Here is a 14,852-nt window from a genome sequence, read left to right on the forward strand (position 1 = left end):
TAATCTTAGCTCTCTAATTATACATATTTATATTTATTTTTAAATATCCAAAGGTATAAGAAAGGTTATTTAATTATGAGTTAACAAAATGCTTATTTTATGAATAATTCTTATTTTTACTTTGCTTTAAGTATATGAACAAATGTCTGGAAAAATTGAATCTAACGAAATTTTAAACCGCTTACCAAAGCATTTAAAACAGTTTATTAAACCTCAAAAATACGAGGATTATTCTGCTATAGATCAAGCTGTTTGGCGATATGTTATGCGTAAAAATGTAAATTTTTTAAAAACTGTAGCTCATAAATCCTACATTGAAGGCTTACAACAAACTGGAATTTCAATTGATAGTATTCCAAATATGTACGGCATGAACCGCATATTAAAAGATATTGGTTGGGCAGCAGTAGCGGTTGATGGTTTTATTCCTCCCAATTCGTTTATGGAATTTCAAGCATATAACGTTTTAGTTATAGCAAGTGATATTAGACAATTAGAACATATTGAATACACCCCTGCTCCAGATATAATTCATGAAGGCGCAGGACATGCACCTATTATTGCAAACCCTGAATATGCTGAGTATTTAAGACGCTTTGGTGACATAGGTTGTAAAGCCATTTCATCAGCTAAAGATTACGAATTGTATGAAGCTGTAAGGCATTTATCTATTATTAAAGAAGCTCCAAATTCTGATGAAAATAATATTGCTTCTGCCGAAAAAAAAGTTGAAGAACTTCAAAAAAATATGGGAGAGCCTAGTGAAATGGCTCTGATTAGAAACTTACATTGGTGGACCGTTGAATATGGACTTATTGGAACTCTTGAAAATCCAAAGATTTATGGTGCTGGTTTACTATCCTCTATAGGGGAAAGCGCATGGTGCATCACAGATGCCGTTGAAAAACTACCTTATAACATATCAGCCACATTCAAAGATTTTGATATTACAAAACCTCAGCCTCAACTTTATGTAACACCAGATTTTGCATATCTAAGTTTAGTTTTAGAAGAATTTGCTAACACTATGGCTTTACGGAAAGGTGGGCTTAATGGTATTAATAAACTTATTAATTCAAAAGCTTTAGGAACTATTGAATTAAGCACTGGACTTCAAATATCAGGTGTTTTTAGTCATGTAATTGAAAACAATGGAAACCCTATTTATATCCAAACTACTGGGGAAACAGCGTTATCATACAGAGAAAAAGAATTAGTAGGCCATGGTGTAAAAAATCATAAAGATGGTTTTGGCTCTCCTTTAGGAAAACTAAAAGGCATTAATTTGGCTATTGAAGACATGAGTCCACGGGATTTAAGTGCCTACAATATTTATGAGGAAAAAACAATCACTTTAGATTTTGAAGGTGGTATTAAAGTTTCAGGTGAAATTATCACAGGGAAACGAAATCTTCAAGGTAAAATAATTCTTATCAGTTTCAAAAATTGCATAGCAACTCACGGCGACACTGTATTATTTCAACCAGAATGGGGAATTTATGATATGGCTGTTGGTAAAGATATTGTTTCGGCATTTTCTGGTCCTGCAGATTTAAATAGTTTCGATTTAATAACTCACAAAATAGTATCACAAACTATTCACGTTAAAAAATCAAAAAATCGATTAGAACTAGAAGGCTTATACAAACAAATAAGAGATTACAGAGCAGGAAAAAACAAAACCATTTCTAGAACTAAAGTTTTGGAACAACTTATTGAAAGACATCCAAACGATTGGTTATTAAGTATTGAACTTTACGAATTAGCCTTTAAAGAGCATGAAAAAAACTTATGTGAAAGTATTTTAAAGCATCTTGAAACTTTAAAACAAAACAGACCAGAAGTTGGGAAATTAATTGATGACGGATTGGATATTATTAACGCAAAAGTTAAAGTTTAGATTAAATTATTTAAACCTTTTTAATGTTTGTTTTGTAAACTCACTTAACACTAATTTACCACTAATTTTTGCACGATCTTTAAGCAAGATATCCCAATGAGATGTGTTTTCCCAAAACACGGATTTCATTTGCTTTAAAGTCTCAGTATTATAGCCACTTAATGTTTCAGCTAGTGTTTTAACGGCTTTATCTAAAGCTTCCAAACTATCAAAAACTTCAGAATACAAACCTTTTTCTTTAGCATATTCTGCCGAGTAAAATTCTTGTGCATTAATTGTTAATTGTGACATCGCTGTTTTCCCTATTTTTCTTGAAACAGCAGGCTCTATAACAAAAGGCCCAATACCTATAGTTAATTCGCTTAATTTTATCGATGCATGTTTGGTCGCCATACAATAATCAGTTGCAGCAGCTAAACCTACACCTCCACCTACAGCTTTACCCTGAACACAACCGATAATAAGTTTAGGAGATTTTCGCATAGCATTAATAACATTGGCAAACCCACCGAAAAATTGTTCTCCGGTTTCCTCATTTTCAATGTTTATTAATTCATTTAAACTTGCACCAGCACAAAAAGTTCTATCTCCACCGCTTTTTAAAACAATAACATGAATATTATTATTTAAACCTGCTTGAATGATGATTTGTTCTAATTCAATTAACAGATCTGAAGGCATAGAATTTTTATCAGGATGAAAAAACTCAATATAGCCAACTCTATTTTCTTGTTTTAAAGTAACGTAAGCGTGTTCCATAGTTTAAAAAACAATTTACTTGAAGGCTTCAAGATACATATTATACAATTAATGTAATTATCCTATTAATTATTATTTTATAATCCAAAAATCCTTAAGAAATACTAGCTTCAAATTAAGTTATTCTTTTTTGCTTTTTGAACCGCCTCAAGTTTATTATGAACCTGTAATTTTTTATAAATATTTTCAATATGTTTTCTTACTGTACCAATTGAAAGAAAAAAATTATCAGCAATCAAATTATAGCTTAAACCTTTACTAAGTTGTTCTAAAACATCCACCTCTCTATTCGTTAACTTAATATCATTAATATCTTGAGATTTATCAATATTCAAAGGGTTTCTAAGTAATTTTAAGGTCTTCATAGCAATTGAAGGATTCATTGCAGCACCTCCATTTAAAGTTTCTTTTATCCCGTCATAAAGATCTTTAGCATTAACTTCTTTTAGTAAATAACCATCTGCTCCAGCTTTTATAGCTTTAAAAATATTTTCATCATTATCAAAAACAGTTAGCATAATGATTTTAATTTGGGGATGCCTTTTTTTAACAACTTCTGTTGCCTCAATTCCATTTAAAACTGGCATTTCAATATCCATCAAAATAATATCAATATTATGGTTTTCATCTAATTTAGTTAATAATTCAGATCCGTTAAAAGCTGTGAATTTCAATTCTAATTCATTAAAAAAAGAGAGCTTTTCTTTTACCGCACTTATTAAAAATGAATTATCATCTGCTATTGCTATTTTTATATTCATAAACAAAGATTAAACCATTAAGTTAATATGTGTACCATCAGTATCACTATTAAAAGCAATTGTAGCTCCAATATCTTTTGCTCTTTTTCTTATATTATTTAATCCATTTCCAAATTCAACTTTAGCAATATCAAAACCTTTACCATCATCTAAAATTGATATTTCAAATTGATTATTTAGATGTTTAAAATTAACTTTTATACTAGTAGCCTCCGCATATTTTATTGCATTATTAATAGCTTCTTGAATGATTCTATAAATATTCATACCTTGAACAGAAGAGAAAATAGTCTCATTTGAGGAGTCTGAATCTACGTTAAATTGAAAAATAGTATTGGCTGAAGCCATATTAGCCTTTTCGATATAATTTGTAACGCGTATTTGTAAATCTTCTAAAGAAATTTCGCTTTTATTCATGGCCCAAATAGTATCTCGTAACTCGTAAATAGTCTCTTTGGTAAAGTTGCTAATACTACTTAGTTTACTTGTGAGTTCTTCGTTGGTTATTTTAAAACCATACTGCAAATTATCAATTGATGAAATTATAAAGGTTAGTTGTGCACCAATATTATCATGTAAATCTCTAGATATAGTTAAGCGCTGTTCTTGTAATTTGTTTTGAGTTTCAATTTTAACCAAAGCCTCTTTTAACTCACCTTCTTTTTGTAATTGTTGATTTTTAAGTTTTTGTTGTTTGTACAATAAATAACCCAATAAAGTTAGAGCTAAGACCAAAATACCTAAACCCATAATTTGGATGTTTTTTTGATTGATATTTAACTCTTTTTCAGCTATATCAGCACGCTGTTCTAAAATTTCTTTTTCCTTTTTTTCGGTTTGGTATTTAGTTTCTAATTCACTAGTAATATTCTGCATATTCTCCTGAGCTATTTCCTCCTGAATTTTGACATACTTATTGGTGTAAAAAGCAACACTATCTGGTTTTGATTGATAAGCATAAACAGGAATAAGCTGTAAATAAACCAAAGGCAACTTTTCTTTTACGCCTTCATTAATAAATACTTTTATATTATCTAATAAAATTGGTTTTGCTTTTTCGAATTCCCCAAGTGCATTATATATTCCTGCTAGTGTTAGTTTAGAGCTTTCTAATTCAGTATTTAAGCTAGCGTTCTCTCTTATTTCAATAGATTTTAATATGAATTCTTTTGCTTTTTTAAAGTCTTTTTTATCGTTATAAATAGAGCCCAAATTATTAAAAGCAGAACCTAAAGCTGTAAATGCTTTTACTTTTTTAGCTAATTTAATACTTTTATTTAAGTAAGAAATAGCTAGGATAGTATCTGTTTTATACAACAAAACACTCGCCTTATTAATTAGCACGTTGGCTAACATTTCTTGTTGATTATTTTTTTCGAAAAAAGCAATATTTTTATCAAAATACACCAAGGCTTTATCGTAATTTTTTAGTGTCATTAAAACTGCAGCTATGTTACTTTGTGTAGAATTTACAACCATATCTGCTCCAGTACTTTCATAGAAATCTAAGGCTTTTAGAAAGTATACCATTGAACTATCAGGAAGAGCTTTCTTGTAAAGTATATTTCCTAACTTGTAATTTAGTGATGCTATACCTGCGGAATCTTTAAGACCTTTTCTTATTTCAAGTGATTTCCTATAAAGTTGCTCTGACACATCATAATCACCTCTTAAATAATAAACAACACCGTTGTCACTTATAGTTTGTGCAAGTAGCGCCGAGTCTTTTATTTTTTTTGCATAAACCATCGCTCTTTCTCCATAAACTAAAGCCGAGTCTGTAGAAACTGAACTATAATACCAGGTTAAATCTCCATATATTTTAGCTCTAACATTGTCACTCTGAGGTTTATTTAACTCAATTTTCAAACTATCAATAATTTGTTCTGAGTTTTGAGAAAAAGAGATGATACTAGAAAATAAAATTACTTGGATTAAAAATTTACATTTCATATCTATAAGTTTACAATTCAAAAATAATTTTTTGAATGGAAAGGATTTCTGTATTTATTATTATGAATCTTTTTAAAAGAACTTTTTCAATATCCTCTAATAATATTATGTTTTGTGTTATTTGTTTACTTTTTAAAAGCTGAGAACTCATCAAACAGTTCAATTTATTTAAACTTAATAACCCATTATTTTTAATTTTATTTATGTCTAAAACAAGTAATAAACATAAAGCTGAAACTATTAAAACTATTAAAAATGGCAAGTAGGTAATAAAAAAATTAAGCATTATAAATAACAGATTAGTTATAAAACACTTTAATTTAGTTCAAAAAAAACACCAATTACAAACCAACTTATCGGCTTTAGTAATTGATGTTTTTTAGATTTGAACTGATTAATAGCATTTTAAAATTAAATTAAACTTTCAATCCTTAATCAATTTTTCGATTAAGTGTTATTAAAAAAGATTAAGCGCAATAATCTGATTATCACGCCTAATCAAACAAATCTCAACAACAAGATTTAGTTTTGTAAATTATAAGCATAGATCGTAACATCATTAGCTTTATAGTATAAAACCCCTGCAATTTCATCTACTTGGTACTCCGGTTTTTTATCTTTTAAAACAATTTCTTTATCTACTTTACCAGTATCTTTGTTTACTTTAACTAAGCCTACACCATCATCAAGTTTTGTTAGTATAAATTGAGCGTTTTCAGTTGCTGCAGTTGCTTTAAAACGCTTAGACATCATTTGGAAAGAAGCATCACCTATAGCTGCAAACATATCTGCTGCTCTTTTATTTTCCTTTCCATAATCATTATAATTACTTAGATCATTTGAGCTACCATAAGGACTAGTTCTATTCATACCAGCCTTAGCTGCGTGTGCCATTGCCAAACCTGTTGAAGCTACAGCCATAATACCAGCAAGCGCTTTTACAAATCCACTTTGAGATGGTGATTTAAAATATTCATGAAATAGTTGACTCCCATCATTGCCCAACATGGCTACGTTTTGTGAAGAACTCAAAAATATATTACCATTTCGCATCTCCATAGTATTTGCTACTTCTTTTTCATCAAACTTAACTTTTGAAAACTCGCTTACATCACCTGAATTTGCATCGATTGCAAAAATTTCACCATCTGCAGCAATTAGATATCTATATTTAGAACTATCATAAGTTGAAGCTACGGCCACCGTATTTTTATATTTTAAAGGTTTATTCCAAACTTGGTCTCCAGTTTTTAAATCGACTATATTAGCATCTTCACTTGTTATGTAAATTAAACCCTGTGGAGATTCTGCCATAATCATGATGTTTTCTCCTGTTTTTAATGGTTTTTTGAATAAAGTTTGACCATCAAACGAAATTTTGTTGATACCACCTTGCTGAATTCCAAACAAAATACCATCGTCTTGAACATAGAAATGCTGAACAAAACCTTTAGTTTTTGGAGCTTTTTCCCATAAATCTTCTCCAGTTGAAGCGCTTAAAAAGGCAATTTCAGATTCTTCAGCCGCAACTTTATCACTTACTACCGCTAACCCTTTAAGTAAAATTTGAAAATTTGAAACGTTTCCTTGAACTTTTCTATCATCCTTCCAGAGTTCGGCACCATTACTTCCAATTTTATGTATTCGAGTATTTTTACCATTAACAGTTGTTTCAAACCCATAAATTTCTTTTTCGGTTATATCTGCAACCATCCAGTTAACCCCCTTTATTTTACATTCCCACAAATCTTCTCCTTTATGTGATTTTGCAAGCAAACCTTGGGCTGTAGGAATAATTAAAAAATCCTTAAGTAATAATGGCACACCTGTAACACTAAAATCTTTAGCAATCCCAACTCTACCTGGTTTATCTAAAAAGAAACTATAATCTAATTTTTGTGAACTTAAATCGTAAACTGCCACTTTAGGAGTTATTTTCTCAAACTTATCGCCATTTTTTTGTATGCCACTCACTATCAATTTATTCTGTGGCAACACGATGTTACAGGTATAAATTTGATTCCAATTATCAGTTTCTGAGTTAAAAATTACTTTTCCATTTATGTAATTAATTACAGCTCGTTTTGTTTTAGTTAAACCTGCAAGTTTAGAACCAGCACCCTGAGAAACTACTATGTAAGGAGATTCTGGAATAAACTCCGTTTCTTCTGGTGTTAACCTCCCAAAATTATTAAAAGTAAATGTAGGTTTGCTTTGTTTAGGATCAATCCCAACTAAACCATCGTTGGTAGCAGCAACTAATATACCACCAACTGTTAAAGTCATCTCATTAATTTTTGCTCCTAAATCATAAGTGTTTTCTGGAGTTTCAGCTTTTTGGGCGATAATGTTGTTTACTATTAAAATCCCTAATAATAGTAATACCTTTTGTTTTAATTTTCTCATTGTTGATTTTTATTGTTAATAACAGTTCAAAATTGCAACAGAAAGAAATAGTAATCAATACGATGAATTACGTATATTTAAAAAATGATTTCAGGAAACTCTTTTTGAATTTGATTCTTTTTAGTCTCTAATTGTTGAAGAAAATTAAGATGTGCTTCAGATTTTGGATTAAAAGGTTTATGAAGTATTCCTTTCTGAATAAAATCTATAACATTCATAGTTTTTAAGGATTGTTGAGAGATCCAAACCTTTACAAAACGTTCCCAAATGTAATGGATAGCTGATTGATTTGGATGCACCATATCTTCTGCATAAAAACGATAATCGCGCAGTTCATCCATCATGATTTCGTAGGACGGGAAGTAAAAGCATCTCGACTGTGTTTGATGTGACAAAACATGATGTATAGCGGTAATTAAATGTGATTTACTTAGTGTATTTTCAACAAAACCATCTTTTAAATGTTTTACAGGCGATACCGTAAAAACAATAGAAGCTTTTTCATTTACGCGCTTTATTAAGCTAATAATGGTGTTCAAAGATTGGGTAACATCATCAACCGAAAGTAATTCCTTTTTAAACTGCTTTTGAGAAACTTTATGGCAATTAGCAACAATGGAGTTAATTTCAATAAATCTGTAAACCCAAGCAGTTCCTAGAGTAATTATAATATGGGTTGCATCGTGAATTTGTTTATTAGTTGATTTAAGCTGACTGTTTAAATCAATTAATAAATCTTCTTTTGAATTGTTACTAAGTTTTGAATGTGTATCAAAACAATGCCATTGTTCGTTATTATAAAAAATATCAGCTTCTGAATATTCCTTTTGATTAATACTATAAGTTATTAAAGTTTCAATAGCCTTTGGATGAAACAAAATACCAAATGGGTTTTGATAATTTTGAAACTTAAAGTAAACTAATTTCTTACCAATATTTTCAGAAAAACAAGAGCCAAATAATAAAATATTTGAGTCATAATCTATTTGATTATGTGGTTGTGATATTAATGGTATTTCAGTTAAAAGTTTCAAATAATTATGAAATATAATCTTTTGCTCTATTTAAAGCCTCATATATACCATCAGGATTTTTACCACCTGCAGTCGCAAAAAATGGTTGTCCGCCACCTCCACCTTGAATATACTTACCTAGTTCTCTAACTATTTGCCCTGCATTTAAGCCTCTACTAGCAACGAGTTCTTTAGATATATAGCATGATAATAAAGCTTTTCCATCATTTTCACTACCAAATAATAAAAAGAGATTATCAAATTGACTTCCTAAATCAAAACTTACATCTTTAATTCCTGCGGCATCTAAATCTAATTTTTTAACTAAAAATTGAACACCGTTAATTTCTGTTAATTCATTTTTTAAATCACCCTTTATATTTTTAGCTTTATCATTTAATAAAGTCTCTATTTGCTTTTTAAGATTACTGTTTTCTTCTTGTAAATTTTGAAGCGCTTTTACTGGCTCGATAGCGTTGTTTAGCAAATCCTTCATTTCAAAGAAAACTCGATTATTTTCAAAGTAAAAATCTTTAACGGCATCATTAGTAATTGCCTCAATACGACGAATACCAGCTGCCACAGCACCTTCGGAAACAATTTTAAAATACCAGATATCTCCGGTGTTTTTTACGTGTGTACCACCACAAAGCTCGATGGATTGCCCAAAACGAATAGCCCTTACGGTATCACCATATTTTTCACCAAACAAACTCATAGCGCCTTCTGCAATAGCTGCATCTTTTGGCATATTTCGCTTTTCTATTAAAGGTAATTTACCATCAATTCTAGCATTTACAAAAAGCTCAACATCACGTAATTCCTCAACTGTAAGTTTAGAAAAATGTGAAAAATCAAATCTTAAGTATTTTGAATGAACAGCACTACCTTTTTGCTCTACATGGTCTCCTAAAACTTCTCTTAAAGCTTGATGTAATAGATGTGTTGCTGTATGGTTAGATTCTGTTCTTCTACGTAGTTTTTCATCAACAACAGTGTTAAAAGTTTCATGTAAATGACTTGGTAAATTTTTAACAAAATGAATAATAACGTTATTCTCTTTTTTTGTATCAACTATGTAAACCACATCGCCATGAGTATCTTCTAAATAGCCCTTGTCACCAACTTGCCCGCCACCTTCAGGATAAAATGGTGTGATATTGAAAACCAACTGATACATTTCTCCGTCCTTCTTTGAAGTCACTTTTCTATATCTAGTTATTTTAACTTGAGCTTCTAACGTATCGTAACCAACAAATTCTTGCTCTACATCATCAACTAAAATTACCCAATCATCGGTACTCATTTCACTTGCAGCACGAGAACGTTTTTTTTGTTTTTGAAGCTGTATATTGAAACCTGCTTCGTCTAATTTTAATCCTTTTTCTGATAAAATTAAGGCAGTTAAATCTATTGGGAATCCATAAGTATCATAAAGCTCAAAGGCTTTATCACCCGAAACAGTATCACCTTCAGTCTCATCTACAACCCTATTTAATAAAATTAAACCCTGATCTAGCGTTCTTAAAAAAGAGGCTTCTTCTTCTTTAATCACATTTTTAATAAGTTGTTTTTGGGCTTTTAGTTCTGGAAAAGCAGTACCCATTTTTTCACTCAAAACGTCTACCAATCTATAAATAAAGGGCTCTTTTTGATCTAAAAAAGTAAAACTATACCTAATAGCGCGTCGTAATATTCTTCTAATTACATAACCTGCGCCTGTATTACTCGGTAATTGACCATCTGCAATTGAAAATGCTACGGCACGCACGTGATCTGAAATTACTCGAATAGCAACATCAACTTTATCTTCTTGTCCGTAATTTTTATTTGTAATGATTTCAATTTCCCTAATTATAGGTAAAAAAACATCAGTATCATAATTTGATTGTACACCCTGTAAAACCATACAAAGACGCTCAAAACCCATTCCGGTATCGATATGTTTATTTGGTAAAGTTTCTAAAGTTCCATTCGCTTTTCGGTTGTATTGCATGAACACTAAATTCCAAATTTCAACAACCTGTGGATGGTCTTTATTTACTAATTCTTTTCCTGAAATTTTTGCTTTTTCTTCAGCAGAACGTATATCAACATGTATTTCACTACATGGCCCACACGGACCTTGATCGCCCATTTCCCAGAAATTATCTTTTTTATTGCCTTTTAGAATACGATCTTCAGAAATAAATTGTTTCCACAAACAGTAAGCCTCAGTATCCATTTCCAGATTATCCGCATCATCACTTCCTTCAAAAACAGTAACATACAATATATCTTTATCAATACCGTAAACCTCTGTTAACAATTCCCATGCCCAAGCAATAGCTTCATTTTTAAAATAATCGCCAAAACTCCAATTACCTAACATTTCAAAAAGTGTGTGATGATAGGTATCATAGCCAACCTCTTCTAAATCATTGTGTTTACCAGAAACACGTAAGCATTTTTGAGTATCAGCTATTCTATTGTTTTTTGGTTGCGCATTTCCTAAAAAATATTCTTTAAAAGGAGCCATTCCAGAATTTACAAACATCAGAGTAGGATCATCCTTAAGTACCATGGGGGCAGACGCTACTATACTATGTTTTTTACCTTCAAAAAAACTTAAAAATTTAGATCTAATATCTTGTGACTTCATTAATCTATTCGTTACTGTATTGTTAAATTATATTAATTGCAAAACAATTTTTATATTTACTCGTTTATAGTTAGTTAATTTAAAATATTAATTGCTTATTACATGAAGTGCAAAAATAGTATAAATTAAGAAATGAGTAAGGTAAAATATTATTACGATGCAGAGTCGCTTTCTTACAAGAAAATAGAACGTAAAAAACGTAATACTATTAAGTATGCTTTTTTATTTTTATTAGCCTCTACTTTTTTTGCTTTTATTTTTGTTTTTATTGCTAGCCAATATGTTGAATCTCCAAAAGAACGTGCTTTAAAACGAGAATTGCAAAACGCTCAATTACAGTTCGAATTATTAAATAAAAAAATGGCTGAGGCTGAAAATGTTTTATCCAATATTGCTGACAGAGATAATAATATTTATCGGGTTTATTTTGAAGCAAATCCTATTCCAGAAGAGCAAAGAAAAGCAGGTTTTGGCGGTATTAATAGATACAAAAGTTTAGAGGGTTTTGATAATTCTAAACTAATTATTGAAAGCAATAAACGCTTTGATATTTTACAAAAACAAATAGTAGTTCAATCCAGATCGTTAGACGAAATAGCCAAACTTGCTGAGGAAAAAGAAAAGCTTTTAGCTGCAATTCCTGCTATACAACCTGTAAGTAATGAAGATTTAACCCGTATGGCATCTGGCTACGGGATGCGTTCTGACCCCTTTACTAAAGTAAGAAAAATGCATTGGGGTATGGATTTTACAGCACCAAGAGGTACGCCTATTTACGCATCGGGTGATGGAATTGTTGTAAGGGCTGATGCTAGCGCAACTGGATATGGAAAACATATAAGAATAGACCACGGTTATGGTTATGTGAGTTTATATGCACATTTATATAAATATAATGTTAGAAAAAATCAAAAGGTTAAACGTGGCGATTTAATAGGGTTTGTTGGTAGTACCGGTCGATCTGAAGCTCCACATTTACACTATGAAATATTTAAAGACGAACAACGTATAAACCCTATAAACTTCTATTACGGTAGTTTAACTGCTGAAGAATTTAACAAGTTATTGGAGCGTGCTTCATTAGAAAATCAATCTCTAGATTAATGCATATCAATTTACCTGAAAAACGATATTATGGAATTGGCGAAGTGGCCAAAGCATTTGATGTTAATACCTCATTAATTCGCTTTTGGGAAAAGGAATTTGATGTACTTAAACCTAAAAAAAATGCTAAGGGCAACCGTAAATTTACACCAGAGGATATAAAAAATCTTAAATTCATCTATCATTTAGTTAAAGAAAGAGGATTTACTTTAGAAGGTGCTAAAACGCACTTAAAAGAAGAAAAAAAGCAAGCCCTTACTAGCTTTGAGATTGTAAGTAAACTAGAAGATATAAAAAATCAACTTATAAAGATTAAAGAGCATCTTTAATTTTCTAAAAAACACCTGAAAAATGTAACTTTTATATAAGTTCAATGTCTTATTATCAAATTAAACAACAACCATAAAAAAATCAAACAATTATGAAGAAATTTTTACCATGGATTATTGTCGCTATTTTAGTATTAGGAATTTATTCTTGGGCTAAAGGCTTTAATAACACTGCTGTAAACCTTAAAGAAACTGCTACAAAAACATGGGCAAATGTTGAAAGTAGCTATCAACGCAGGAACGACTTAATAGGTAATTTAGTAAAAACCGTACAAGGTGCTGCTGATTTTGAAAAAGGAACGCTACAAGCCGTTATTGAAGCAAGAGCAAAAGCAACTTCAGTAACTATAGACCCAACTAATATAACACCTGAACAACTAGCAAAATTTAATGAAGTACAAGGTGGGTTATCTGGTGCTTTGAAAAGTTTATTAGTAACTGTTGAACGTTACCCCGATTTAAAAGCTAATCAAAACTTTTTAGAACTACAAAGCCAATTAGAAGGAACAGAAAACAGAATTAATGTTGCAAGAGATCGTTTTAACGAAACTGTAGAGCCTTATAACAAACACATTAAAACATTTCCAAACTCTCTATTGGCAGGGATGTTAAATTTTGATGATATGAGTTATTTTAAAGCTGAAGCTGGAAGTGAAAAAGCGCCAGACGTTAACTTCAATTTTAAATAATTAACTTTTAACCTTTTACAAGAAACAAAATGATATGTCTAATAAAGTTGAAGACTTTTTAAGCGCAACTGAAGAAGAAGAAATTATTGAAGCTATAAGAATAGTAGAATTAAATACTTCTGGAGAAATACGTGTCCATATTGAAAAAACTTCTGATAGCGATGCTTCAAATCGTGCTTTAGAAGTTTTTCATTTATTAAAAATGGACAATACTAAACTTCAAAATGCTGTATTAATTTATGTTGCTGTAGAAAAAAAGACATTTGTAATTTATGGTGATGTAGGCATCAATAAAGTTGTAGCCAATAATTTTTGGGATAGTACAAAAGATGTTATGCAAGTGCATTTCAAGCAAGGGAATTTTAAGCAAGGTTTAGTTGACGGCATATTGAAATCTGGCGAACAACTAAAAAAATATTTCCCATATACAGACTTAGATATTAATGAACTTTCAAACGAAATCTCTAAAGGTTAATGTTTAAATTCAAACATATTATCGTATTATTTCTATTAATCTTTGGGATTAACCATACTGTTATTGCTCAGTTTGAAATTCCAGAGAAGCCTCAATTTGAAACTAGTTTATATGACTATATTGACTTACTTTCAGCCTCTCAAAAAAATGAATTAGAGAAAAAATTAATTAGATACGCAGACACTACTTCTACTCAAATTGTTGTTGCTATTATAAATTCCACCGAAGGCGAAAACATTAATTTTTTAGGAGCCAATTGGGGCCAAACCTGGGGAATTGGCGGTAGTAAAGAAAGTGATAATGGGGTTTTTATCCTATTAGCATACAAAGACAGGAAAATTGCTATTAATACTGGTTATGGTGTTGAGCATGTTCTAACCGATGCTATGTCTAAACGTATTATTGAAAGAGACATTATTCCCTATTTTAAGCAAAATGATTATTACGGTGGTTTAAATAGAGGCTCTGATGCTATTTTTGAAGTACTTACAGGTGAGTATCAAGGAACCAGACAATCAACCAATACAGAATTCCCTGTTGGACTCATATTTGTTCTTTTTTTTATATTTATAATTATAATGATTTCAATATCAAAAAAAAACAAAGGTGGCGGTGGTAACAATAGAGGTCATCGATCAACAGGTTCAGATATTTTAGAAGCTATTATTTTAAGTAATATGGGACGTGGCAGTTATCGCCGTGGCTCTAGCGGTTGGGGCGGAAGCTCCAATAATGGAAGTTTTGGCGGCGGAGGCGGTTTTGGAGGCGGCTTTGGCGGTGGCGGCTTTGGAGGCGGAGGGGCATCAGGTGGTTGGTAGATTT

Annotated in this window: 12 protein-coding genes; 6 read left to right on the plus strand and 6 right to left on the minus strand. The window is 30.9% G+C overall.

Features of this window, described 5'->3' with window-relative positions:
• The first annotated feature begins 142 nt into the window (after positions 1-142).
• A complete protein-coding gene (locus tag AC1XJX_RS06970; protein WP_482003247.1) occupies positions 143-1,900 on the plus strand; it encodes an aromatic amino acid hydroxylase in 1,758 nt (585 codons plus the stop codon).
• A gap of 6 nt (positions 1,901-1,906) precedes the next feature.
• Here the strand turns inward: AC1XJX_RS06970 and AC1XJX_RS06975 are convergent, their stop codons facing one another.
• From AC1XJX_RS06975 to alaS, 6 genes are all read right to left on the minus strand, one after another.
• The gene (locus AC1XJX_RS06975) at positions 1,907-2,659 is read right to left on the minus strand and encodes an enoyl-CoA hydratase/isomerase family protein (RefSeq protein ID WP_482003248.1); all 753 of its coding nucleotides are present in this window, start codon (positions 2,657-2,659) and stop codon (positions 1,907-1,909) included.
• A 110-nt stretch (positions 2,660-2,769) separates the two neighbouring features.
• Entirely contained in the window at positions 2,770-3,420 is a 651-nt protein-coding gene (locus AC1XJX_RS06980; RefSeq protein WP_482003249.1) for a response regulator, read from the minus strand.
• A 9-nt stretch (positions 3,421-3,429) separates the two neighbouring features.
• Positions 3,430-5,373, minus strand: coding sequence for a tetratricopeptide repeat-containing sensor histidine kinase (locus AC1XJX_RS06985; RefSeq protein ID WP_482003250.1), 1,944 nt, complete (start codon positions 5,371-5,373; stop codon positions 3,430-3,432).
• A 522-nt stretch (positions 5,374-5,895) separates the two neighbouring features.
• On the minus strand, positions 5,896-7,779 hold the full coding sequence (locus AC1XJX_RS06990; protein WP_482003251.1) for a PQQ-binding-like beta-propeller repeat protein: 1,884 nt from the start codon (positions 7,777-7,779) through the stop codon (positions 5,896-5,898).
• Positions 7,780-7,856: 77 nt separating this feature from the next.
• Positions 7,857-8,813 (minus strand): GSCFA domain-containing protein, encoded by a 957-nt coding sequence (locus AC1XJX_RS06995; protein WP_482003252.1) that lies wholly within the window; start codon positions 8,811-8,813, stop codon positions 7,857-7,859.
• A 4-nt stretch (positions 8,814-8,817) separates the two neighbouring features.
• Entirely contained in the window at positions 8,818-11,433 is a 2,616-nt protein-coding gene (gene alaS, locus AC1XJX_RS07000) for an alanine--tRNA ligase (protein WP_482003253.1), read from the minus strand.
• Between the two features lie 132 nt (positions 11,434-11,565).
• On the opposite strand from alaS, the gene AC1XJX_RS07005 reads away from it, so the two are divergent.
• The 5 genes from AC1XJX_RS07005 to AC1XJX_RS07025 all read left to right on the plus strand — a co-directional run bounded on the left by AC1XJX_RS07005 (position 11,566) and on the right by AC1XJX_RS07025 (position 14,848).
• Entirely contained in the window at positions 11,566-12,537 is a 972-nt protein-coding gene (locus tag AC1XJX_RS07005) for a M23 family metallopeptidase (RefSeq protein WP_482003254.1), read from the plus strand.
• Complete coding sequence (locus AC1XJX_RS07010; protein ID WP_482003255.1) at positions 12,537-12,866, plus strand: MerR family transcriptional regulator; 330 nt, start codon at positions 12,537-12,539, stop codon at positions 12,864-12,866. Before AC1XJX_RS07005 ends, AC1XJX_RS07010 begins: the two co-directional genes overlap by 1 nt.
• Positions 12,867-12,958: 92 nt before the next feature.
• Positions 12,959-13,555: a LemA family protein gene (locus AC1XJX_RS07015; RefSeq protein ID WP_482003256.1), complete on the plus strand. Its 597-nt coding sequence runs from the start codon at positions 12,959-12,961 to the stop codon at positions 13,553-13,555.
• Between the two features lie 34 nt (positions 13,556-13,589).
• A complete protein-coding gene (locus AC1XJX_RS07020) occupies positions 13,590-14,030 on the plus strand; it encodes a TPM domain-containing protein (RefSeq protein WP_482003257.1) in 441 nt (146 codons plus the stop codon).
• Positions 14,030-14,848: a TPM domain-containing protein gene (locus tag AC1XJX_RS07025; protein WP_482003258.1), complete on the plus strand. Its 819-nt coding sequence runs from the start codon at positions 14,030-14,032 to the stop codon at positions 14,846-14,848. Before AC1XJX_RS07020 ends, AC1XJX_RS07025 begins: the two co-directional genes overlap by 1 nt.
• Positions 14,849-14,852: the final 4 nt, after the last annotated feature.

It is taken from the genome of Flaviramulus sp. (genome assembly GCF_982512915.1).